The organism is Pseudomonas sp. PS1(2021) (genome assembly GCF_020405165.1).
GTDB lineage: Bacteria > Pseudomonadota > Gammaproteobacteria > Pseudomonadales > Pseudomonadaceae > Pseudomonas > Pseudomonas aeruginosa.
In genome coordinates, this window is the sequence record NZ_CP084484.1 from 3,081,477 (window position 1) to 3,101,386 (window position 19,910).

General features: G+C 66.6%; 21 protein-coding genes. 2 read left to right on the top strand and 19 right to left on the bottom strand.

Translation table 11 applies throughout. The annotated features are described in order from the left end of the window. Nucleotides 1–180: 180 nt before the first annotated feature. The 17 genes from LE197_RS14735 to LE197_RS14815 all read right to left on the bottom strand — a co-directional run bounded on the left by LE197_RS14735 (nucleotide 181) and on the right by LE197_RS14815 (nucleotide 16,502). Nucleotides 181–969 (bottom strand): protein phosphatase CheZ, encoded by a 789-nt coding sequence (locus LE197_RS14735; protein WP_003083075.1) that lies wholly within the window; start codon nucleotides 967–969, stop codon nucleotides 181–183. A gap of 19 nt (nucleotides 970–988) precedes the next feature. Further along, entirely contained in the window at nucleotides 989–1,363 is a 375-nt protein-coding gene (locus tag LE197_RS14740) for a chemotaxis response regulator CheY (RefSeq protein WP_003083073.1), read from the bottom strand. 101 nt (nucleotides 1,364–1,464) lie between these two features. Beyond that, entirely contained in the window at nucleotides 1,465–2,208 is a 744-nt protein-coding gene (gene fliA, locus LE197_RS14745; protein WP_003083070.1) for an RNA polymerase sigma factor FliA, read from the bottom strand. Then, a complete protein-coding gene (gene fleN / locus LE197_RS14750; protein ID WP_003083064.1) occupies nucleotides 2,205–3,047 on the bottom strand; it encodes a flagellar synthesis regulator FleN in 843 nt (280 codons plus the stop codon). Before fleN ends, fliA begins: the two co-directional genes overlap by 4 nt. Before the next feature lie 138 nt (nucleotides 3,048–3,185). After that, the gene (flhF, locus tag LE197_RS14755; RefSeq protein ID WP_003117138.1) at nucleotides 3,186–4,475 is read right to left on the bottom strand and encodes a flagellar biosynthesis protein FlhF; all 1,290 of its coding nucleotides are present in this window, start codon (nucleotides 4,473–4,475) and stop codon (nucleotides 3,186–3,188) included. Between the two features lie 83 nt (nucleotides 4,476–4,558). Next, the gene (gene flhA / locus LE197_RS14760) at nucleotides 4,559–6,682 is read right to left on the bottom strand and encodes a flagellar biosynthesis protein FlhA (protein ID WP_003083059.1); all 2,124 of its coding nucleotides are present in this window, start codon (nucleotides 6,680–6,682) and stop codon (nucleotides 4,559–4,561) included. Between the two features lie 138 nt (nucleotides 6,683–6,820). After that, complete coding sequence (locus tag LE197_RS14765) at nucleotides 6,821–8,164, bottom strand: TPM domain-containing protein (RefSeq protein WP_023109017.1); 1,344 nt, start codon at nucleotides 8,162–8,164, stop codon at nucleotides 6,821–6,823. Between the two features lie 32 nt (nucleotides 8,165–8,196). Next, a complete protein-coding gene (locus LE197_RS14770) occupies nucleotides 8,197–9,453 on the bottom strand; it encodes a TPM domain-containing protein (RefSeq protein WP_003122943.1) in 1,257 nt (418 codons plus the stop codon). A gap of 72 nt (nucleotides 9,454–9,525) precedes the next feature. Further along, entirely contained in the window at nucleotides 9,526–10,662 is a 1,137-nt protein-coding gene (gene flhB, locus LE197_RS14775) for a flagellar biosynthesis protein FlhB (protein ID WP_003083056.1), read from the bottom strand. Between the two features lie 2 nt (nucleotides 10,663–10,664). Further along, entirely contained in the window at nucleotides 10,665–11,441 is a 777-nt protein-coding gene (fliR, locus tag LE197_RS14780) for a flagellar biosynthetic protein FliR (RefSeq protein WP_003083054.1), read from the bottom strand. Next, a complete protein-coding gene (fliQ, locus tag LE197_RS14785; protein ID WP_003083053.1) occupies nucleotides 11,441–11,710 on the bottom strand; it encodes a flagellar biosynthesis protein FliQ in 270 nt (89 codons plus the stop codon). Before fliQ ends, fliR begins: the two co-directional genes overlap by 1 nt. 44 nt (nucleotides 11,711–11,754) lie before the next feature. Next, a complete protein-coding gene (gene fliP / locus LE197_RS14790) occupies nucleotides 11,755–12,522 on the bottom strand; it encodes a flagellar type III secretion system pore protein FliP (RefSeq protein ID WP_003083052.1) in 768 nt (255 codons plus the stop codon). After that, entirely contained in the window at nucleotides 12,519–12,971 is a 453-nt protein-coding gene (fliO, locus tag LE197_RS14795; RefSeq protein ID WP_003083051.1) for a flagellar biosynthetic protein FliO, read from the bottom strand. The genes fliP and fliO overlap by 4 nt, the downstream gene beginning before the upstream one ends. A 1-nt stretch (nucleotide 12,972) precedes the next feature. Beyond that, on the bottom strand, nucleotides 12,973–13,446 hold the full coding sequence (gene fliN, locus LE197_RS14800; RefSeq protein WP_003083049.1) for a flagellar motor switch protein FliN: 474 nt from the start codon (nucleotides 13,444–13,446) through the stop codon (nucleotides 12,973–12,975). 27 nt (nucleotides 13,447–13,473) lie between these two features. Beyond that, nucleotides 13,474–14,445, bottom strand: coding sequence for a flagellar motor switch protein FliM (gene fliM / locus LE197_RS14805; protein ID WP_003083045.1), 972 nt, complete (start codon nucleotides 14,443–14,445; stop codon nucleotides 13,474–13,476). Between the two features lie 7 nt (nucleotides 14,446–14,452). After that, on the bottom strand, nucleotides 14,453–14,974 hold the full coding sequence (gene fliL, locus LE197_RS14810) for a flagellar basal body-associated protein FliL (RefSeq protein WP_003083042.1): 522 nt from the start codon (nucleotides 14,972–14,974) through the stop codon (nucleotides 14,453–14,455). Nucleotides 14,975–15,218: 244 nt separating this feature from the next. Continuing rightward, complete coding sequence (locus LE197_RS14815) at nucleotides 15,219–16,502, bottom strand: flagellar hook-length control protein FliK (protein ID WP_023109018.1); 1,284 nt, start codon at nucleotides 16,500–16,502, stop codon at nucleotides 15,219–15,221. 187 nt (nucleotides 16,503–16,689) lie between these two features. Between LE197_RS14815 and LE197_RS14820 the strand changes: the two genes are divergently transcribed. Both LE197_RS14820 and LE197_RS14825 read left to right on the top strand, forming a co-directional pair. Continuing rightward, on the top strand, nucleotides 16,690–17,277 hold the full coding sequence (locus LE197_RS14820; protein WP_003083037.1) for a YecA family protein: 588 nt from the start codon (nucleotides 16,690–16,692) through the stop codon (nucleotides 17,275–17,277). Between the two features lie 11 nt (nucleotides 17,278–17,288). Next, entirely contained in the window at nucleotides 17,289–17,696 is a 408-nt protein-coding gene (locus tag LE197_RS14825; RefSeq protein ID WP_003083036.1) for a YbaN family protein, read from the top strand. 8 nt (nucleotides 17,697–17,704) lie between these two features. Here the strand turns inward: LE197_RS14825 and LE197_RS14830 are convergent, their stop codons facing one another. Then, nucleotides 17,705–19,150, bottom strand: a complete 1,446-nt coding sequence (locus tag LE197_RS14830; protein WP_003145144.1) for a sensor histidine kinase — start codon at nucleotides 19,148–19,150, stop codon at nucleotides 17,705–17,707. After that, complete coding sequence (locus LE197_RS14835) at nucleotides 19,128–19,817, bottom strand: heavy metal response regulator transcription factor (RefSeq protein ID WP_003083028.1); 690 nt, start codon at nucleotides 19,815–19,817, stop codon at nucleotides 19,128–19,130. The genes LE197_RS14830 and LE197_RS14835 overlap by 23 nt, the downstream gene beginning before the upstream one ends. Nucleotides 19,818–19,910: the final 93 nt, after the last annotated feature.

Genomic DNA, 19,910 nt, shown 5'->3' on the forward strand with positions numbered 1-19,910 from the left:
GTTACTCGAAAGGATCGGCAGGACCGCTGTCCTGCCGGAAATACCGGCCCGGCTTTCCGGACCGACTTCAGCCCGCCCGCCGGGATCACCGGCATGACGAAGGCTGTGCCAGCAGCCCGCGGATGCCAGCGTTCAATGCTTACTTAACGGCAGCGATGCCGCAGTCTTGAGCCGGGCGGGTCAGAAACCCAGGCTGGACAGCAGATCGTCCACGTCATCCTGCCCGGACACCACATCCTCTCGTTTTTCCGCGGCGACCTGCGGCCCCTCGCCCTTGGCCGAACGCTCCAGCGCGGCCTGGTGGCGCATGCTCACGTGGTCGTGCTCGATCCCGGCGTAACGGTCCACCTGGCCGGCCATCCAGACCAGCTTCACGAGGTTGCTCTCGACCTCGGTGACCAGCTTGGTGACACGCTTGATCACCTGGCCGGTCAGGTCCTGGTAATCCTGCGCCAGCAGGATGTCATTGAGCTGCGAGGACAACTGGCCGGCGTTCTCGCCGCTGCGCACGAGGAACTGTTCGATGCGCTTGGCCAGCTCGCGGAAGCCGTCAGCGTCGATTTCCCGGCGCATGAAGCGTTGCCACTCCTGGTGCAGCTCCCGCGAATCGTCGCCCAACTGGTTGACCAGCGGGGCGCTCTGCTCCACCAGGTCCATGGTCCGGTTGGCGGCCTTCTCGGTCATTTCCACTACGTAGGAAAGACGATCGGTGGCATCGGCGATCTGCGACATTTCCTGCGCGTGGGGGGAATGCGGGTCGATCTGGAAATCGACGATGGCGTTGTGCAGTTCGCGGGTCAGCTTGCCCACTTCCTGGTAGAGGCCACGGTCCCTGGCCTGGCTGAGCTCCTGGATCAATTGCACCGCCTGCTGGAAGTGCCCCCGTTCGAGACAGTCCACCAGTTCGCGCGCATGTTTTTTCAGGGTCGATTCGAATTCGTCGCCCGTGGAATCGTTACCAAGCACCATGACACCCTCTTGGCCGGCTTCAGCCGTTGACCCGCTCGAAAATCTTCTCGATCTTTTCCTTCAGGACCTGAGCGGTGAAGGGTTTGACCACATAGCCGTTGACCCCGGCCTGGGCCGCTTCGATGATCTGGTCGCGCTTGGCCTCGGCGGTGACCATCAGCACCGGCAGGTGCTTGAGGCGCTCGTCGGCGCGAACCGCGCGCAGCAGATCGATGCCGGTCATGCCCGGCATGTTCCAGTCGGTGACGAGAAAGTCGAAATTGCCGCTGTGCAGCATCGGCAGCGCCGTGGTGCCGTCGTCGGCCTCGGCGGTATTGGTGAAGCCCAAGTCCCGCAAGAGGTTCTTGATGATGCGTCTCATCGTGGAAAAGTCGTCCACGATGAGAATTTTCATGTTCTTGTCCAAGTAAACCTCCGTACAGACCAGAGCGCGCCCCAGGGGACGCGCCACACATTCTTTTGCGTTAACGGTTACAAGCTGCGGTCGAGGCCGGTTCAGGCCGACCGCCAATCGGCCAGGCGCGCGCGCAAACGCGCGGCGCACTGGCTGTGCAACTGGCTGACCCGCGATTCGCTGACGCCCAGTACCTCGCCGATCTCCTTGAGGTTGAGTTCCTCGTCGTAATACAACGCCAGCACCAGGCGCTCGCGCTCCGGCAACTTGGCGATGGCATCCGCCAGGGCCGCCTGGAAACGTTCGTCGAGCAGGCCGTGGATCGGTTCGTTGTGACTGAGGCTGGTGTCTTCCGGCAATCCATGTTCGCCGTCCTGCAACAGGTCGTCGAAGCTGTACAGGCGGCTGCCCTGCGTGTCGCTGAGGATGCCGTAGTAATCTTCGAGGCTCAATTGGAGTTCGGCAGCAACTTCGTGATCTTTAGCGTCGCGTCCGGTTCTCGCCTCGATCGCGCGGATCGCGTCGGTCACCATGCGCGTGTTGCGGTGCACCGAACGCGGCGCCCAGTCGCCCTTGCGGACCTCGTCGAGCATGGCCCCACGGATGCGGATGCCGGCATAGGTCTCGAAGCTGGCGCCCTTGCCGGCGTCGTATTTCTTCGCGGCCTCGAGCAGGCCGATCATGCCGGCCTGCATCAGGTCCTCCACCTGCACGCTGGCCGGCAGGCGGCCGAGCAGGTGATAGGCGATGCGCTTGACCAGTGGTGCGTAACGCTGGATCAGTTGCTCCTGGGAGTTCTGCGCTTGCGCCTTGCTATACATACGCACTCCAGAGGCCGCTGTCATACGGCCGAACCTGTCGCGGGGTGTTGGACCAGTCGTTCGACGAAGAACTCCAGGTGCCCGCGCGGGTTGGCCGGCAGCGGCCAGCTATCGACCTTCTGCGCGACCGCCTTGAAGGCCAGGGACGCCTTCGAGCGGGGGAATGCCTCGTATACGGCTCGCTGTTTCTGCACGGCCTTGCGTACCGACTCGTCGTAAGGGATGACACCTACATACTGTAGTGCGACGTCGAGGAAACGGTCAGTGACCTTGGTCAGTTTGGCGAACAGGTTGCGTCCTTCCTGCGGGCTGTGGGCCATGTTGGCCAGGACCCGGAAGCGGGTCATGCCGTGGTCGCGGTTGAGCAGTTTGATCAGGGCGTAGGCATCGGTGATCGAGGTCGGCTCGTCGCAGACGACCAGCAGCACCTCCTGCGCGGCGCGGACGAAACTGACCACCGAATCGCCGATCCCAGCGGCAGTGTCGACGACCAGGACATCGAGGTTGTCGCTGATATCGCTGAACGCCTGGATCAGCCCCGCATGCTGCATCGGCGAGAGGTGCACCATGCTCTGCGTGCCGGAGGCCGCGGGAACGATGCGCACGCCACCGGGACCGAGGAGGAGGACATCGCGCAGTTCGCAGCGTCCCTCGATCACGTCGGCCAGGGTGCGCTTGGGCGTGAGTCCCAGCAGGACGTCGACGTTGGCCAGGCCGAGGTCGGCATCCAGCAGCATGACGCGACGGCCGAGATCGGCCAGAGCCAGTGCCAGGTTCACCGACACATTGGTCTTGCCGACGCCGCCCTTGCCGCCAGTTACTGCGATCACCTGTACGGGATGCATGCTACCCATCTGCTTCATACCTTGTGTTGTCGTCTTCCCGGAACGCCCCTTCCAGCGCTCTCCGGTATTGGCGGGAACGATGCGCCATCGCTCCCGGCCCGGCGGAAGCCACCTTCGCTTCCGTCACCCGCGCCACGCGCGGTTCTTCCCACATCCTCAGCCGGCACGCCGCGCCGGTTGCTGGTAGAGCCCGGCGAACATCTCGGCCATGGCGTCCTCGCTGGGCTCTTCCGGTGCCTGCAGGCTCACCGCCCGGCTGACCAGTTGGTGACTGCGCGCCACCTGCAGGTCGTCCGGAATCCGCGGCCCATCCGCCAGATAGGCTACCGGGAGACGCTGGGCGATAGCCAGCGCCATCGATTCACCGAGGCTGCCCGCCTCGTCCAGCTTAGTCAGGATGCAACCCGCCAGCCCGCAGTGCCGATAGGTCTGGTAGGCCGACTTGAGCACCTGGCTCTGGCTGGTGGTGGCCATCACCAGGTAATTCTTCACGTTCAGGCTCGGCGACGCCAGTGCCTCGAGCTGCATGCGCAATGCCGGGTCGCTGGCCGGCAGGCCGGCGGTATCGATCAGCACCATGCGCTTGCGCGCCAGCGGCGCCAGGGCCTGGATCAGCGACTGGCCGGGATCGACCAGGGTCACCGGTACGTTGAGGATCCGACCGAGGGTCTTGATCTGCTCCTGGGCGCCGATCCGGTAGCTGTCCATGCTCACCAGCGCCAGGCTCTGGGCGCCGTACTTGAGGACGTAGCGCGCGGCCATCTTCGCCAGGGTGGTGGTCTTGCCGGCGCCTGCCGGGCCGACCAGGGCCAGTACGCCGCCCGCGTCGAGCGGGTCCTGCTCGGGGGTCTGCACGGCACGCGACAGGTGCGCCAACAGCATGCGCCAGGCCTGGCGCGTATCGCCCACCGCGGCGACCCGCTCCAGCAACGGCTTGCTCAGCTCCGCCGGCAAGCCCATGCGCTGCAGGCGCCGCCAGAGATTGGCCTGCTGCGGACGCTGGTGCTGCAACTGGCCCCAGGCGATGGAACCCAGTTGTACCTCGATCAGCTCGCGCAGGCCGTTCAGTTCGAAACGCATTGCCTCGAGGGTCTGGCCGCCCGCCTGGGGCTTGGCCTGCGCCGCCGTCATGGACTCGGCCAGGGTCGGACGCGCCGGCTTCTCCTCGGCGAACAATTGACGGTCCTTGCGCTGGTTTTCCGCCGGACGCGCCGTCAACTCGGCGCGCGCCTCGGCGATCCGCGCCTGGGTCTTGCGCAGCTCCACTTCCAGCGCCGGGTTGGGCTTGCTCGGCGCCGGCGGGGCCTGGTAATCCAGCGCCGCGGTCAGCTCGATGCCGCCGGCGACCCGGCGGTTGCCGAGAATCGCGGCGTCCGGACCCAGTTCGTCGCGGACCAGTTTCATGGCCTGGCGCATATCGGCGGCGAAGAAGCGTTTGACTTGCATTGCCCGAACCCCTCAGTTCAGTAGTCTTGCCGGCAACCTCAGGTTGCCCGGTGTGCCGGCCCTGGAGCCGGCGCAGCCCTCGTTCAGTTCTGTCCCACCGTCGCGACGATGGTGACTTGCTTGTTGTCCGGGATTTCCTGGTAGGCCAGCACATGCATGCTGGGCACCGCCATCCGCGCGAAGCGCGACATCATCGAGCGGATCGGTCCGGCAACCAGCAGGATCGCCGGCTTACCGAGCATCTCCTGGCGTTGCGCGCTCTCGATCAGCGAGCGTTGCAGCTTCTCGGCCATCCCCGGCTCCAGCAACATGCCGTCCTCGGAGCCTTGTCCGGCCTTCTGCATGCTGTTCAGCAAAATCTGTTCCAACCTCGGCTCGAGCGTGATCACAGGCAGCTCCGGCTCAAGCCCGACAATGCTTTGCACGATTGCGCGGGACAACGCGACGCGAACCGCGGCGACCATCGCGCCGGGATCTTGACTCCGTGGAGCGACGTTGGCGATGGCCTCGGCGATGGTACGGATGTCGCGCACCGGCACCTGCTCCTGGAGCAGCGCCTGCAGGACCTTGAGCAGGGTGGACAGGGAAATCAGCCCCGGCACCAGCTCTTCCGCCAGCTTCGGCGAGCTGCGCGCGAGCAATTGCAGGAGCTGTTGCACTTCTTCATGGCCCAGCAGCTCGTGGGCGTGCTTGTGCAGCACCTGGTTCAGGTGAGTGGCGACCACGGTGCTCGCATCCACCACGGTGTAGCCCAGCGACTGCGCCTGGTCGCGCTGGCCGGGCTCGATCCATACCGCCTCCAGGCCGAAGGCCGGGTCCTTGCCGGCGATGCCGTTGAGGCTGCCGAATACCTGGCCGGGGTTGATCGCCAGCTCGCGATCGGGATAGATCTCCGCTTCGGCCACGCTGACCCCCATCAGGGTCAGACGGTAGGCGTTGGGCAGCAGGTCGAGGTTGTCGCGGATGTGCACCGAGGGCATCAGGAAGCCCAGCTCCTGGGACAGCTTCTTGCGTACGCCCTTGATCCGCGCCAGCAGTTGCCCGCCCTGGTTGCGGTCGACCAGCGGGATCAGCCGGTAGCCGACTTCCAGGCCGACCATGTCCACCGGGGTGACGTCGTCCCAACCCAGTTCCTTGACCTCCTGGGCGCGCTGCGCCGGCAGCAGCTCCTGCTGGCGCTGCACCTCCTGCTCGGCGACCTGCTTGGCCTTGTTCTGCCGGTGCCAGATCCAGTAGGCGGCAGCACCGGCCAGGGCGCCGAGGCCGATGAAGGAAACATGCGGCATGCCCGGCACGGCGCCCATGGCGATCAGGATCGCCGCGGAAATCGCCAGCGCCTTGGGCGAGGCGAACATCTGCCGGTTGACCTGCTGGCCCATGTCCTCGGAACTGGAGACCCGCGTCACCATGATCGCCGCCGCAGTCGACAGCAGCAGCGACGGCAGTTGTGCCACCAGGCCGTCACCGATGGTCAGCAGGGCGTAGACCTTGCCGGCGTCGCCGAAGGACATCGAATGCTGGATCATGCCGATGGCGACGCCGCCGATCAGGTTGATGAAGAGAATCAGCAGGCCGGCGATGGCGTCGCCGCGGACGAACTTGCTGGCACCGTCCATCGAACCGTAGAAGTCGGCCTCCTGGGCCACCTCGCTGCGGCGCTTCTTGGCTTCCTCCTGCTCGATCAGGCCGGCGTTGAGGTCGGCGTCGATGGCCATCTGCTTGCCGGGCATGGCATCCAGGGTGAAGCGCGCGCTGACTTCGGAAATCCGCCCGGCGCCCTTGGTCACCACCACGAAGTTGATGATCATGAGGATCGCGAACACCACCACCCCGACCACGTAGTTGCCGCCGATCACCACTTCGCCGAAGGCCTGGATCACCTTGCCTGCGGCGCCATGGCCGTCGTGGCCGTGGAGCAGCACCACGCGGGTCGAGGCAACGTTCAGCGCCAGGCGCAACAGGGTCGCCACCAGCAGGATGGTCGGGAACACGGCGAAGTCCAGCGGCCGCAGGGCGTACACGCAGACCAGCAGGACGACGATGGACAGGGCGATGTTGAAGGTGAACAGCACGTCCAGCAGGAATGGCGGGATCGGCAGGGTCATCATCGCCAGCATGGCCAGCAGCAGGACCGGCACGCCGAGGCTGCCGCGCCCCAGTCCCGCCAGGTTGCTGCGCACATTGCTGATCAGTTGCGTGCGATCCACTCTCGACTCCCCTGCCCTGCGTATGGCGCCCGTAGGTGGGCGCCGAACAAACTTTTGACGCCGGAATGCGCGTCGGGCGGGTCATTGCAGGAACCGTTCCAACTTTTCAATTCATTGATTGAAAAGGGTTTTCGCCAATCACCAACTACCGGAGGCGCCACCGCCGCCACTCGAGCCTCCGCCGCCGGAGAACGAGTCCGAAGACGAACTGGACGAACTGGACGACGAGGAACCCGATGAGCTAGCGTAATCGCCGCCGCGTCGACGCCCTCCCCCCGAGCCGCCGGCGCTGAAATTGCAACCGATGAGCAGCGGCAGGCAAGCGGCGGGCAGGATGATCAGCGCCTCGATGCTGTTCAGCGGGTCGTCCACCAGCAACAGCAGGCACTCCAGGGCCAGGGTCAGCAGCAGGCCGAGCAGGCCCGGCAGGTAGGCCCAGCGCCGTCCTCTGCGCAGCCCCTGCCAGGCACCGGCCAGCATCAGCAGGGTCAGTCCCAGCGAAAGCGGCACGGCCAATCCGTAATGGAGCACCGGCAGGCCATAACGGCCGTAGGCCCAGAACAGCCCCAGCGCATAGAGCACAAGAATGGCGAAGAACCAGCGGGCACCGCGCGAATACTTGAGCAACGCGCCGAAGCCGACGCCCAGGACCGCCACCATCTCCGCCAGCGCCACCATCGCCCCTGCCGGCCAGTGCCGCCCCAGTGCCAACGCCGCAGCGAGCGCCACTACCGCCCCCAGGGTCCAGTACCAGGCGCGCGGACGTACCAGCAGCGCCACCCCGCCGAGAGCGCCGAGCAGGAATGCGATAGCCAGGGTCTGCCGTACCGCGCCGGGCTCCAGCGGGTCGCGCGGCGGCGGCGGCAACGCCTCGCCGTCGATCAGTCGTACCAGGCGCTGCGCCGCCGCTTCCAGGCCGCCGGCGTAGTCTTGCTGACGGAACGCAGGGGTCATGTATTCGCGGATGATCCGCCCGGCATCGATGTCGGTGATCGTTCCTTCCAGGCCATAGCCGACTTCAATGCGCATGCGCCGGTCGTCCTTCGCCACCAGCACCAGGACGCCGTCATCGATCCCCTTGCGCCCCAGCTTCCACGCCTCGAAGACCCGCGTCGCATAGGCCTCGATGCTGTCCGGATAGGTGCTGGGCACCATCAGGATCGCTACCTGGGCACCCTTCCGGACCTCCAGCGCGGCCAGCGAAGCTTCCAGGCGGGCACGCTCGGCGGCGTCGAGGGTCGCGGTAAGGTCGGTCACCCGCCGCGCCAGCGCCGGAACCTCCGCGGACTCGTAGCCCGCATCGCGCGCTGCCTCGGCCTCGGCGCCGACCGCCGATGCCTCCACGGCCTCCTCCTCGACATCGGACGCTGCCACCGCGACGGTGACCGCCACCGTCGCGGTGGCAACGGAGGGAATCGCGGCGGCGCAGAGCAGCATGCCGAACAGGCGAAGCATGGCGAGATAACGCGTGATTGCAGACATCCTTGTCTCCGAATGAAATGAACGGGAACCCATTACCAACTGCCCGAGGCACCGCCTCCGCCGCTGGAACCACCGCCCCCGGAAAAGCCGCCGGACGACGAGGAGGAAGAGGAGGAGGAACCGCCGCCGGAGCTTCCCGACGAGCCTCCCCCCCCACTCAGGCGTACCTGGCCGAACACCAGCAGCCCGAGCATGAGCAGGAACGGTAGCAGGGCCAGCCAGACCAGCGGTACGTCCAGGCCACCGGACAGCAATCCGAGCAGCAGGTAGGCCGCCAGCAACGCCCACAGTCGGCGGTGGAAACTTTTCCGCCGCTCGCGCCATAGCGAGCGCATCAGGCGGTAGTTCGACCAGCAGAGAACCGCCAGCATCAGCACCCCGGCCGGCCACAGCAGGCCGTAGATGAAGGACACCGCGCTGAACCAATGCGCCGCCAGCCCGAGCAGGGCTACATAGACCAGTACGCCGATCACCAGGTAGAAGGCCGGGCGCACCGTCCACAGCGCGCCGAAGGTCGCGCCGCCGACCAGCATGCACAGCGGAGCGACCAGCAGCACGCTCATCCATTCGCCGGAAGCGCCGGCCAGCGTGCCCAGCAGCCAGCAGAGCAGCGCCCCGCCGAGCAGCCAGGGCCAGCGCAGCGCCCGGGCACTCAACAGCACTCCGGCCAACGATCCGTAGATGAAGGCGACCAGCAGCGCCCAGGCTTCCGCCGGCAATTGCCCCAGCGAGACTTTCGGCGCACCCGACGACGCGGCCGCCGGCAGCGTTTCGCCGTCGACCAGGCGGATCAGCTCGTCCACCGCGGCCTCGATCCCGCCGGCGTAGTCGCCCTCGCGAAATGCCGGGGCCATCCGCTCGCGAATGATCCGTCCGGCGACCACATCGGGCACCGCACCCTCCAGGCCGTAGCCGACCTCGATGCGCATGCGCCGGTCATCCTTGGCCACCACCAGCAGCAGACCGTCGTCGACCGCCTTGCGGCCGAGCTTCCAGGCCTGGAACAACTTGTCGGAGAAGGCTTCGATATCGAGGGTACCGGTAGTCGGCAGCATCACCACCGCGATCTGCGCACCGCGTCGCCGCTCCAGCGCCTCGAGCTTCTCCACCAGGCGTTGGCGCGTCGCCTCGTCCAGCGTGTGGGTGGCATCCACCACCCGCTCCGACAGGGGCAAGGCGACCCATTCCGCCGGCGCTTCGGCGTGCGCAGGCATCCAGGGCAGCAGCCAGGCCAGGGCGAGCAACAGGAGGACAGGCGGGAAAATACGATCAGACAAGGTTCGATCCATGAACGGCAAAGCTCTCATCCCGAGCGGGTATCGGCCAAGGCTGCCACAGCGCGGCGCGTAGCTCCAGCCAGGTCACTCGTCGCGACGCAGGTCCGGCGGGATCGGCAGGTCCTTCAACGGGCTCGGCCGCTTGCCCTTGCCGGCCTGGTACTGCTTGAGCTGGTAGACATAGGCCAGCACCTGGGCCACGGCGAGATAGAGCCCGGCGGGAATCTCCTGATCCAGCTCGGTGGAGTAGTACACCGCTCGCGCCAGCGCCGGCGACTCCATGACCATCACCTTGTGCTCCTGGGCCACCTCGCGGATCTTCAGGGCCAGGAAATCGTTGCCCTTGGCCAGCAGCAGCGGCGCCCCGCCGCCCGCCGGGTCGTACTTCAGGGCTACGGCGAAGTGGGTCGGGTTGGTGATCACCACGTCGGCCTCCGGCACCGCCGCCATCATCCGTCTCTGCGCCATCTCGCGCTGCATCTGGCGGATCTTCGACTTGACCTCGGGCTTGCCCTCGGAGTCCTTGTATTCGTCGCGGACTTCCTGCTTGGTCATCAGCAGCTTCTGGCGGTTGTCCCAGATCTGGTAGGGCACGTCCACCGCGGCGATCAGCAGCAGGCTGCAGGCCATCCAGAAGGCGCTCCAGCCGACCACCCGCACGCTGTGCAGGATCGCCTGCTCGAGCGGCTGGTGCGCCAGCGCCAGGAGGGCGTCGCGGTCGGCGGAGAGCACCAGCAGGGCCACCGCCAGCACCACCAGGAACTTGATCAGCGCCTTGCTCAGTTCGAGCAGCGACTTGGCGGAAAACATCCGCTTCAGCCCCGACAGCGGGTTGAGCCGGCTGAACTTGGGTTGCAGGGCGTCCATCGAGAACAGCCAGCCGCCGAGGGCGATCGGCCCGACGATCGCCGCCACCAGCAGCATCAGCAGGATCGGCCAGAGCCCCTGGGCAGCCAGGTAGGCCGAAGCGCCGAGCAATTGCAGCATGCTCTCGGTATTCATCGCGGTTTCCCGGGACAGCTCGAAATTGCTGCGCATCAGGCGCAACAGGGCGCCCGCCAGGTCGGCGCCGTAGATCAGCAGGCCGCCGGCGCCGGCCATGAGGATGGCCAGGGTGTTCAGCTCCCGCGAACGCGGCAACTGCCCTTTCTCGCGCGCCTCGCGGCGGCGTTTCTCCGTGGGTTCCTCTGTCTTGTCCTGCCCGCTCTCGCTCTCGGCCATGGCTATTTCGCCCGCACCAGTTCACGGAGGAATTGCAGGGCCTCGCCGGCCAGCACCTGGTACTGGCTGAGCAGGTCGGCGGTGCCGATCCAGAGGATCACCAGGCCCAGCACCAGGGTCAACGGAAAGCCGATGGAGAAGATGTTCAGTTGCGGCGCCGCGCGGGTCATGGCGCCGAAGGCGAGGTTCACCACCAGCAGCGCGGTGATCGCCGGCAGCGCCAGCAGCAGTGCCGCGCCCATCACCCAGCCGAGCTTGCCGGCGATGATCCAGAAATGGTTGCCGCTCAGGCCCTCGCCCACCGGCAGGGTGACGAAGCTCTCGGCGATTACCTCGAACACTACCAGGTGCCCGTTCATCGCCAGGAACAGCAGCGTCACCAGCATGGTGAAGAACTGGCCGAGCACCGGCACCGAGACGCCGTTGGCCGGGTCAACCATGGAAGCGAAGCCCAGGCCCATCTGCATCGAGATGATCTGCCCGGCGATCACGAAGGCGTGGAACAGCAACTGCAGGGAAAAGCCGAGCAAGGCGCCGACCAGGATCTGCTCGCCGATCAGCAGCATGGCCTTCATGCTCAGCGCGTCCACCTGCGGCATCGGCGGCAGGTTCGGCACCAGCACCACGCAGACGCCCAGCGCCAGGTAGAGGCGCACCCGCACCGGCACCAGCTGGGTGCCGATCACCGGCATGGTCATCAGCAGCGCCGCGACCCTGAACAGCGGCAGCACGAAGCTGGCGATCCAGCCGCCGATCTGCGCGTTGGTCAGCTCCAGCATCAGCCGATCAGCAGCGGGATGTTGCCGATCAGCGTCTGGGTGTACTCCATCAGCTGCCGCAGCAGCCAGGGGCCCAGCACGATCAGGGTGAGCAGGATCACCATCAGGCGCGGCAGGAAGCTCAGGGTCTGTTCGTTGATCTGGGTGGCGGCCTGGAACATCGCCACCACGAGACCGACCAGCAGGCTCGGAACCACCAGCACGCCGACGATCATCGCCGTCAGCCACAACGCCTCGCGGAACAGGTCGAGTGCCACCTCAGGGGTCATGTCTCTCTCCAGCGCGCCAGCGGCGCGTCAAGCCGGCGGCACCGCTAGACGGTGCCGAAACTGCCCGCCAGCGTCCCGATGATCAGCGCCCAGCCATCCACCAGGACGAACAGCATGATCTTGAACGGCAGGGAAATGATCAGCGGCGACAGCATCATCATGCCCATCGCCATCAGCACGCTGGACACCACCAGGTCGATGATCAGGAACGGGATGAAGATCATGAAGCCGATCTGGAACGCGGTCTTCAGCTCGGACGTGACGAAGGCCGGGACCAGGATGGTCAGCGGCGTCGCCTCCGGGCTGCCGATGTCGGTGCGCTTGGACAGGCGGACGAACAGCTCCAGGTCGGAGGTACGAGTCTGCGCCAGCATGAACGCCTTCAGCGGTACCTCGGCCTTTTGCAGGGCTTCCTGGGCGGGAATCTGCTCGTTCAGGTAGGGCTGCAGGGCCTGGCTGTTGATCTTGTCGAACACCGGGGCCATGACGAACATGGTCAGGAACAGCGCCAGCCCCACCAGCACCTGGTTCGACGGCGTCGATTGCAGGCCCAGCGCCTGGCGCAGGATGGAGAAGACGATGATGATCCGGGTGAAGCTGGTCATCAGCATGACGAACGCCGGGATGAAGCTCAGCGCGGTCATGATCAGCAGGATCTGCAGGCTGACCGAATACTCCTGCTGGCCCTGGCCGTTGGTGGTCACGGTGATCGCCGAGATCGATGTCGGGTCGGCGGCCAGCGCCGGCCACGGCGCCAGCAGCAGAAGGCAGAGCGCGGCGAGCGCGCCGGCCAGGGAGATGCGCGGAGTCATGGCTTGCCCTTGGGGTCCTTGTTCAGCAGCTCCAGCAGGCGCTGGGCGAATTCCGGCGTGGCCGGCTCGCCGTCCGGCAGGTGTACCGGCTCCTTGAGCACGTGCAACGGCGTGATCCGGCCGGGCGTCAGGCCGAGCAGGATCTGCTCCTCACCGACCTGCACCAGCACCAGCCGGTCGCGCGGACCCAGCGGCTGGCTGGCAAGGGTGCGGATCAAGCGGTTGCCGCGCGGACCGGCCTGTTGCACCCGGCGCACCAGCCAGGCGAGCAGGAAGATCAGGCCGATCACCAGGCCCAGGCCGAGCACCAGTTGGGCCAGTTGCGCGGCGGCGCCGGAAGCGGCGCCCACCGTCGGCGCGGCGGCACCCGTCGTCCCCTCGGCGGCGCACAGCGGCGCGCTCAGCGAGGCGAGTGCCGGCAGGAAGCCGGCGAACAGGTAGCGACGCATGTCAGCGCAGCTTCTTGATGCGTTCGCTGGGACTGATCACGTCGGTCAGGCGGATGCCGAACTTCTCGTTCACTACCACCACCTCGCCGTGGGCGATCAGGGTGCCGTTGACCAGTACGTCCAGCGGCTCGCCGGCCAGGCGATCGAGTTCGATCACCGACCCCTGGTTGAGCTGCAGCAGGTTGCGGATGCTGATGTCGGTATGCCCGACCTCCATGGAAATGGTCACCGGGATGTCCAGGATCACATCCAGATTGGGCCCCTCCAGGCCGGAAATGGTCGGTGCCTTCGGCGAAGCGCCGAACTCTTCCATCGGCGCCCGCGGGGTACTCGGCTCCGCCACGGGAGTCGCGCCGCCCTGGGCCATCAGCGCATCGATGTCGTCCTGGCTGGCGTCGCCCGCCTCGGCCAGCGCCGCCGCCCACTCGTCGGCCAGTGCCTGTTCCTCGGTGGTCACTTTTTCTTCGTCTGCCATGGTTCGTCTTTCCTCCGGGGGAAGCGGTCAGCGCGAGCGCTCGACCGCTTCGAGAATCTGTAGCGCCAGGTTGCCCTTGTGGGCGCCCAGCTTGACCTTGAAGGCGGGCACGCCGTTGGCGCGCATCACCATGTGTTCCGGCATCTCCACCGGGATCACGTCGCCCGGCTGCATGTGCAGGATGTCGCGCAGCTTGAGCTGGCGGCGGACCACGGTGGCGCCGAGCGGTACCTGGACGTCCAGCACGTCCTCGCGCAGGGCCTTGATCCAGCGCTCGTCCTGGTCGTCGTGGTCGGACTGGAAACCGGCGTCGAGCATCTCGCGGATCGGCTCGATCATCGAATAGGGCATGGTGATGTGCAGGTCGCCGCCACCGCCGTCCAGTTCGATGTGGAAGGTGGAGACCACCACCACCTCGCTGGGACTGACGATGTTGGCCATGGCCGGGTTGACCTCCGAGTTGACGTACTCGAAGTTCATCTCCAGCACCGCCTGCCAGGCTTCCTTCAGATCGACGAAGGCCTGCTCCAGCACCATCCGCACCACCCGCAGTTCGGTCGGGGTGAACTCGCGGCCCTCGATCTTGGCGTGGCGGCCGTCGCCGCCGAAGAAGTTGTCCACCAGCTTGAACACCAGCTTGGCGTCGAGGATGAACAGCGCGGTGCCGCGCAGCGGCTTCATCTTCACCAGGTTGAGGCTGGTGGGAACGTACAGCGAGTGCACGTACTCGCCGAACTTCATCACCTGCACGCCGCCGACCGCGACGTCGGCCGAACGGCGCAGCAGGTTGAACATGCTGATGCGGGTGTAGCGGGCGAAACGCTCGTTGATCATCTCCAGGGTCGGCATGCGGCCCCGGACGATGCGGTCCTGGCTGGTCAGGTCATAGGACTTGACCGATCCCGGCGTCGCCTCGACTTCGGTTTCCACCAGGCCATCGTCGACGCCGTGCAACAGCGCGTCGATTTCATCCTGGGAAAGCAGATCTTGCACGGCCATGGGATACCTACTGCAGCACGAAATTGGTGAACAACACTTGTTCGATAGCCAGTTGGCCGGTTTCCTTCTTGGCCAGTTCCTGCAATCCGGCGGTCGCCTGCTGGCGGAGCATTTCCTTGCCCACCGGAGTCACCAGCGAGTCGAAACTCTGACTCGAGAACAGCATCACCAGTTTATTGCGAACCAGCGGCATGTGCTCGCGCAATGCGTCCATCTGCGCCTTGTCGCGCCCCATCAACGCGACGCCGACCTGCATGTAGCGCTGCCGGCCGTTCTGGTTGAAGTTGACGACGAAGGCCGGCGCCAGGATCTCGTAGAGCGCCGGCTGCTTGCCCGGCTTCGCCGCCTCGCTGGCGACTTCCTCGGTCTTCTCGGCCTTCAGCGACTTGCTGAGGAAGAACCAGGTGCCGCCCACCGACAGGCCGATCGCCAGCAGCAGGCCGACCACGATCAGCAGGATCAGCTTCAGCTTGCTCTTGCCGCCGCTCGGAGCCCCCGCGTCGGCGGGTGTCGCCTCTTTCTTAGCCATGCCAAAAATCCGTCGCTATAGCGTCAAATGAAGGGTTTCACAGGGGCAGAGCAAGGGTTGTGCCATTTCCTGCAACGCCGCCCCGCCTCCTGGGACCAGCCCCAGAGGGCTGTCCGAGATGATAGACGGCGCGGATATTACAGCCTGGCCACAGGAAATCATCCCCGTCTTTTGCGAAATTGCCCGCTCCGGAAAAAGAAAGGCCTCCCGCAGGAGGCCCAAAGGGGAAATGCAGTCGTTCGCCTCAGGCGTAGTAGTCGACCAGACCGCGCGCCGCCGACGCACCCGGCCGGCTGCGGATCTCGCTGACTCCGGCGAGGGTTTCCTCATCGCCCGAGGCCTCGCCGGCCAAGCCGCGTCCGCGCGCCGATCCGCCCTCGCCCTGCTGCTGGCCCTGCCAGCCCCGCGCCAGCGACTGGTCGGAGACGTTCACGTCGAGCTGGTTCATGCCCTGCTGGCTGAACATGTCGCGCAGCCGGTGCATCTGGCTTTCCAGGGCGTCGCGAACGCCGGCGTTGGGACTGGCGAAGGTCACCTGGGTCTGGTCGGCGGTCATGTGGATGCGCACGTCCAGGCGTCCCAGCTCGGCGGGGTCGAGCTGGATCTCCGCCGACTTCAGGTTCTGGCTGGACATCCACATCACCCGGTCCACCACCGCCTCGCTCCAGCCGTTCTGCTGCATCGCCACCGGCTGGCCGGGCACCGTGCCGTTCACCGGACGGTTGGTCAGGGCCTGTTGCGCCATGGCCTGGGTCAGCCCGTTGAGCTTGGCCGCGAAAGGTTCACCGCGGGGTTCCGCCTTGCTCTCCAGCAGGCTCTCGGAGGCGGCGCTGGCGACGGCCGGCTCGGCGGTCTGCTGCAACTGGGCCTCGAGCGCCTTGCCGTCGACGGCCTTGGTCAAGGAATCCGAGGTCAGGCCGGCAAGGGCATCGCCGAGGTTCGCCTGGCGGGGATCGGCGCTCTTCGCCGGCCCGCCTTTCGTCGTCTGCGCGGCGTCCTGGGCGCCCTGCTCCAGGGCCATGTTCACCGCCGGCACGCCGTTGAGCTTGACCAGGGTCGGGTCGCTGCTGGCTTCGGTAAGGCTGGCCGGAGCACTGCTGGCCGTCGGCACGGCCGGTGGCAGCAAAGTCGCCTGGGTATTCTCGTCGAGCAACGGTACGGCACCGCCGAGGCCGAGCAATTGCAGCGGATCGACCGGCGTTTCGACTTTATCTTCGCCGTCGGCCTTGGCCTGGCCGTCGGCCGGCAAAGGCTTGCCGTCTTCGGCAACGGCCGGCTGCCTGGCGGCATCCGTCGGCTGCGCTTCGACGGCGTCCTTGCCGGCGTCCCGTGGCTTGTCCCGCGAACCCTTCGCGGGACCGTCAGCGCGCTCGGCGGGCTTCTTCGCGGTCTCCTTGGCATACATGTCGGAGAAGCTGGAAGTCTTGTCGTTACTGGGCTCAGGCGTTTTCTGCTGGCTCTTCGGCGCAGCGGCCTTGGGCTTTACATCAGGCGTCGGCGGCAACAACACACCAGGGGCGACGGCCATGGGAATTCTCCATTTGCGAAGGGATTGCATCGTGGCTTGCGCAAGGGATGGAGCAAGGTCCGGGCCAACTTCGCCGAGAGCGTCCGTGAAACGCTCGCCAGGGCGCCGCAGCAGGCACGCTCGCTTTGCCCGCAGGTCCCGTCTGGACTACAATCCAGAGCCGCATCCCTCCCGAGGTAGTACCCTGATGTCCTTCGCCGAAAAACTGTCCCGTCTGCAAGCCTTCCTCGATGCCGATGACCTGCACGAAGAAGCGCTGGACTACGTGGCGACCCACGGCTACCTGACCGCCCTCTCCATCTGCCCGGAGCAGGTGCCGGAGCGGGAGTGGATCGACGCCCTGTTCGCCGAACCGCCGCACTACCGCAGCGATGAGGAGCGCCAGGAGATCGAGACTTCCCTCGAGCAGCTCAAGGCGCACATCACCCGCGTGCTGGCCAGCGACGAAGACCTCGAGCTGCCCTGCGACCTCGACCTCGGCGACGAGCCGGACGACTCCGACCTGCGCGGCTGGTGCATCGGCTTCATGGAAGGCGTGTTCCTTCGCGAGGAAGTCTGGTTCGAGCAGGCCGAGGAGGAAGTCAGCGAGCTGCTGCTGCCGATCATGGTCGGCTCCGGCCTGTTCGACGAGCAGCCCGAGTTCGACGAGATCGCCCGCGACCGCCACCTGGTGGACGACATGGTCGCGCAGATTCCCGACCTGCTGACCAACCTGTTCCTGCTCTGCCAGGCGCCGGAAGAAAAGCCCGCCCTGCTCAAGCCGCGCACGCACTAAGGAGCGCCGCGGTGGCGCAGCGGGAAATTCGCCCGAGCGCTCGCGTCTGGGTGCGCTATAGCCTCCAGGCCGTGGGTTTCCTAAGCGTAGCCCTGGGCGTGATCGGCATCTTCCTGCCGGTGCTGCCGACCACGCCTTTCCTGCTCCTCGCGGCGGCCTGCTTCATGCGCAGCTCGCCGCGCTTCTACCACTGGCTGGTCGGCCATCCACGGCTCGGCCCGTGGATCCGCGACTATCTCGACGGCGAAGGCATCCCGCTCAAGGGCAAGGTCTACGCCATCGGCCTGATGTGGGCCAGCATCGCCCTTTCCTGCTACCTGGTCCGACGCCCCTGGGCCCAGGGCTTCATGCTGACCAGCGCGGTACTGGTCAGCATCTATATCCTCCGCCAGAAGACCCGCCCGCCGCACGACGCCTGAGGGCCCGCTCAGGACAGCGCCGGATCGCCCTCGCCCAGCGGCAAGCGGTCGCCGGGCCCGCGCCGCTCGGGGCTCAGCACGGTGAAGCCGAAGGTGTTCCAGCCGTCCGCGCTGTCGACGAACACCGAACCGCCGTGCATGCTCGCCACCGCCTTGACGATGGACAGGCCGAGGCCGTGGTTGGCCTCGCTGTTGCTGCGCGCCGCGTCGACCCGATAGAAGCGCTCGAACAGGTGCCTGCGGTGCTCGTCGGCGATCGGCACGCCGGGGTTGCTCACCGCCACCCGCACTTCGTCGCCGCGCCGCTCGACGCCGACCCGCAGCGTGCCGCCGGCGGCGGTGTGCTGGGCGGCGTTGTACAGCAGGTTGGTCACCGCCCGCTGGAACAGGGCGCGCTCGACCAGCGCGCGGGCCTCGCCGCGCACCTCGATACCGACCCCGGCCTCGTCGAAGATCACCTCGAGGAAATCCACCGTGGTGGCGATCTCGCCGGCCAGCGAGGTTTCCTCGCGCTCGCAGGCCAGGCGTCCCTGGTCGGCGCGGGCGAGGAACAGCATGTCGTTGACGATCGCCCGCAGCCGCTCCAGCTCCTCCAGGTTGGATTGCAGGACCTCTTCGTAATGTTCGCCGCTGCGTTCGCGGGACAACGCCACCTGGGTCTGGCCGATCAGGTTGGTCAATGGCGTGCGCAGCTCGTGGGCGACGTCGGCATTGAACGACTCCAGGCGCACGTAGGCCTGCTCCAGGCGGTCCAGGGCGCCGTTGAACGCTCCCACCAGCTCGCGCAGCTCGGCCGGCAGCGGCGAGAGCTGCAAGCGCTGCGACAACTGCCGCGGGCTGATCCGCCGGGCCTCCTCGGACAGCCGATGCACCGGCCACAGGCCCAGGCGGGCGATCCAGTGGCCAAGCAACGAGGCCAGCAGCACACCGAGGGCGGACAGGCCGAGCAGCCATTTCAGGGTGGAGGTCCGCGCCTCATGGAACGCCGCGCTATCGATGGCGGTGACGTAGGTCAGCCGCGGCCGCCCCTCGCGCGCCGGCAACATGCCGACCCGCGCAGTCAGCGCGTACCGGTGCTCCGGCAACTCCAATTCGTAGCGGCCGGCGCCATCGGCGATCAGCCGCTGCACCGGTTCGCTGAAGCGCCCGTAGTGATAGCGCGGGTCGTCGCTGTCGATCCAGAAACGGATCAGCTCGTACTCCTGGCTCAGGTTGTCCAGCTTGCCCTGCAGGTGCGGCCAGCGCTCGGCCAGGTCGGGATGGTCGAGCATCCGCGAGACCATGTTGAAGCGCACGTCCACCTCGCCCTGCTGCAGGCGCTCGGTCTGGCGGTCGAGGATGCAATAGAGCATGGTGCCGATGAGGGCGAAGATCACCACCGCGGCGCCGGCGAACATTCCCGCCAGGCGGGTCGACAAGGACATGCCCACCTCAGCCCGACTCCGCCAGCGCACGGTTCTCCAGGACGTAGCCCATGCCCCGGATGGTATGCAGCAGCTTGTTCTCGAACGGACCGTCGAGCTTGGCGCGCAGGCGCTTGATCGCCACCTCCACGACATTGGTGTCGGTATCGAAGTTGATGTCCCAGACCAGTTCGGCGATCGCCGTCTTCGACAGGATCTCGCCGCTGCGCTGGGCCAGCACGCAGAGCAGCGCGTACTCCTTGGCAGTCAGCTCCAGACGGGTGTTGCCACGGAAGACCTTGCGGCTGAGCAGGTCGATGGACAGGTCGGCGATGCGCATCTGCGAATGGCTTTCATGGTTGCCGCCGCGCCGGGTCAGGGCCTGCAGGCGGGCGACCAGTTCGAGGAAGGAGAACGGCTTGATCAGGTAGTCGTCGGCGCCCTCGCGCAGCCCGCGCACCCGGTCTTCCACGCGCTCGCGCGCGGTGAGCATGATCACCGGGGTCTGCCGCCGCTCGCGCAACGCCCGCAGAACGCCGTAGCCGTCGACGCCCGGCAGCATCACGTCGAGCACGATCACGTCGTACTCGCCATGGAGCGCCAGGTGGCGACCGTCGATGCCGTTGTCCGCCAGGTCCACGGTGAACCCCTGTTCGCTGAGGCCACGGTTCAGGTAGTCCGCCGTCTTCGCCTCGTCCTCGACAATCAGTACCCGCATCTATCGCCCGATCCTCTGTTCGCCTTCGCATCCCGGGCGGGACGCATGCCTGCCTGCATCCTAGCCACGCGCCGCCGTCCAGGAAAGCCGCGT

Coding starts and splice junctions, on each gene's coding strand:
- LE197_RS14735 (WP_003083075.1), bottom strand. CDS start 969: ATGGTGCTTGGTAACGATTCCACGGGCGACGAATTCGAATCGACCCTG.
- LE197_RS14740 (WP_003083073.1), bottom strand. CDS start 1,363: ATGAAAATTCTCATCGTGGACGACTTTTCCACGATGAGACGCATCATC.
- fliA (WP_003083070.1), bottom strand. CDS start 2,208: ATGACAGCGGCCTCTGGAGTGCGTATGTATAGCAAGGCGCAAGCGCAG.
- fleN (WP_003083064.1), bottom strand. CDS start 3,047: ATGAAGCAGATGGGTAGCATGCATCCCGTACAGGTGATCGCAGTAACT.
- flhF (WP_003117138.1), bottom strand. CDS start 4,475: ATGCAAGTCAAACGCTTCTTCGCCGCCGATATGCGCCAGGCCATGAAA.
- LE197_RS14765 (WP_023109017.1), bottom strand. CDS start 8,164: ATGTCTGCAATCACGCGTTATCTCGCCATGCTTCGCCTGTTCGGCATG.
- LE197_RS14770 (WP_003122943.1), bottom strand. CDS start 9,453: ATGGATCGAACCTTGTCTGATCGTATTTTCCCGCCTGTCCTCCTGTTG.
- flhB (WP_003083056.1), bottom strand. CDS start 10,662: ATGGCCGAGAGCGAGAGCGGGCAGGACAAGACAGAGGAACCCACGGAG.
- fliR (WP_003083054.1), bottom strand. CDS start 11,441: ATGCTGGAGCTGACCAACGCGCAGATCGGCGGCTGGATCGCCAGCTTC.
- fliQ (WP_003083053.1), bottom strand. CDS start 11,710: ATGACCCCTGAGGTGGCACTCGACCTGTTCCGCGAGGCGTTGTGGCTG.
- fliP (WP_003083052.1), bottom strand. CDS start 12,522: ATGACTCCGCGCATCTCCCTGGCCGGCGCGCTCGCCGCGCTCTGCCTT.
- fliO (WP_003083051.1), bottom strand. CDS start 12,971: ATGCGTCGCTACCTGTTCGCCGGCTTCCTGCCGGCACTCGCCTCGCTG.
- fliN (WP_003083049.1), bottom strand. CDS start 13,446: ATGGCAGACGAAGAAAAAGTGACCACCGAGGAACAGGCACTGGCCGAC.
- fliM (WP_003083045.1), bottom strand. CDS start 14,445: ATGGCCGTGCAAGATCTGCTTTCCCAGGATGAAATCGACGCGCTGTTG.
- fliL (WP_003083042.1), bottom strand. CDS start 14,974: ATGGCTAAGAAAGAGGCGACACCCGCCGACGCGGGGGCTCCGAGCGGC.
- LE197_RS14815 (WP_023109018.1), bottom strand. CDS start 16,502: ATGGCCGTCGCCCCTGGTGTGTTGTTGCCGCCGACGCCTGATGTAAAG.
- LE197_RS14820 (WP_003083037.1), top strand. CDS start 16,690: ATGTCCTTCGCCGAAAAACTGTCCCGTCTGCAAGCCTTCCTCGATGCC.
- LE197_RS14835 (WP_003083028.1), bottom strand. CDS start 19,817: ATGCGGGTACTGATTGTCGAGGACGAGGCGAAGACGGCGGACTACCTG.